1 protein-coding gene and 1 pseudogene are annotated in these 1,354 nt (G+C 65.7%); both read right to left on the minus strand.

Going from position 1 to position 1,354, the window contains the following annotated elements; all coding sequences use genetic code 11:
* Positions 1-796 (minus strand): class I SAM-dependent methyltransferase (locus ACFDSW_RS12675; RefSeq protein WP_375250652.1); only part of this gene is annotated, 796 nt, incomplete at its 3' end.
* Between the two features lie 70 nt (positions 797-866).
* Positions 867-1,354: pseudogene (locus ACFDSW_RS12680) on the minus strand (DNA recombination/repair protein RecA); the annotation flags it as partial.

Genomic DNA, 1,354 nt, shown 5'->3' on the forward strand with positions numbered 1-1,354 from the left:
CCTGTATCCGTGGGTCCTGTATCCGAGGCGCCATCCGTTCCCGCAGCAGATCGGTCAGCCCCCGCTCCATCCGGGAACGCTCGCCCGGCGATGCCGCCGCCAGGATCGCGGCGGCGGAACCGATCCGGCGATAATAAGCGAGCGCGTCCCCGACCGGATCGTCACCGGCCCCGACGATATAGGATACGTCGTAAGGCGTCGCGGCGATATCCTGCCAGCCCGCCCGCCCCAGGATCGCGGCAGTGGCCGCCTGGTCCGCCAGCGCGAACGGACCCGGCGCATAGCCGGTGGCGGCGGCCGTATGACCGATCGCCCGATCGACCGCCTGCGCCCAATCATTCTCCGCTCGCGACCGAAAGCAGGAGAAGATCAGCGGAGCACCGGGGCGGCAGGCGCTGGCCAATCCGGCGAAACCCACGACCGGATCGGCGAAGAACATCACGCCGTGCCGCGATACGAGCAGATCGAGCGGGGCAAGACGTGCAGCGACCGCCACGGCATCACCCATCTCGAACCGTACCTGATCAACGCTCGTGGCACGGCTTTGCGCAACCGTCAGCAGAGCGGACGACAGATCGACACCGGTGACGTGCAATCCGGGACGGGCGGTCGCCAGCGAAACGGTGGTCGCGCCGGCGCCGCAACCGATATCGAGCGCGCTGCCGGCATCTGGCGCCAGAGCGAGGATCGCCTGATCGAGCCGCTCGGCAATGCCGTCAAAGGCCCGCTCGGTGCGCTGCCATTCGGCCGCCCATGTATCACCGACGCGACCACGCCAGTCGCTCGCCCCCGTCATGACGCGCGATGCGATACGACCCGCCGTTGCCGGCGGGCCGTCCGTACCTCACGTTCGGCAGGAACGCGGGTCACAGGTCGTCGTCTTCACCAGGTCCAGTCATCATGCCATCCGCCACCTGCGCGGTACGGGCGCGGATCGCCTTTTCGAGGCGATCGAGCATCTCCGGATTCTCGCGCAAGAAATTCTTCGAATTTTCGCGCCCCTGTCCGATCCGAACCGAATCATAGGAGAACCACGCGCCCGATTTCTCGACCAGCCCGGCCTTCACGCCCAGATCGAGCACCTCGCCAATCTTCGAAATGCCCTCGCCATACATGATGTCGAACTCGACCTGCTTGAACGGCGGCGCGACCTTGTTCTTCACCACCTTCACACGGGTGCTGTTGCCGATCACTTCCTCGCGATCCTTGATCGCGCCCGTGCGACGAATATCCAGGCGTACCGAGGCATAGAATTTCAGCGCGTTGCCGCCGGTGGTCGTCTCCGGATTGCCGTACATCACGCCGATCTTCATGCGCAGCTGGTTGATGAAGATCACCATGCAGCGCGAGCGGC

Source organism: Sphingomonas sp., assembly GCF_042091075.1.
Classification (GTDB): Bacteria; Pseudomonadota; Alphaproteobacteria; order Sphingomonadales; family Sphingomonadaceae; genus Sphingomonas.